Here is a 244-nt window from a genome sequence, read left to right as displayed (position 1 = left end):
TTTTTGGTATCTTTAAATCCATATTCAGAAAAGTCCCATGCCCTTGTATTAGTAGATTCGAAAGGAAGAATACTAAGGCCCATGCTGGATAATGCAATCTATATTTCCACCTTCCTTTCTCCCAGCAATTTTTTTTCAACAAGTACCGACATAAAATTTATGACAACATATATGGATACAATCTATCAATACAAAGACGGTCAACTTTCGCCTTATATTGCGATTAACTCTGGCAGCAAACTGG

At 35.7% G+C, this 244-nt stretch carries 1 protein-coding gene; it reads left to right on the top strand.

Translation table 11 applies throughout. The features are described from left to right. The coding region (locus AC04NP_RS30880; RefSeq protein ID WP_482863994.1) for a hypothetical protein at positions 1–244 on the top strand (244 nt) is incomplete at both ends.

The sequence above is a fragment of the Agaribacillus sp. DX54 genome (assembly GCF_056858335.1).
The sequence above is the reverse complement of the archived record's forward strand: the minus strand, read 5'-3'. Positions and strand labels throughout refer to the sequence as shown.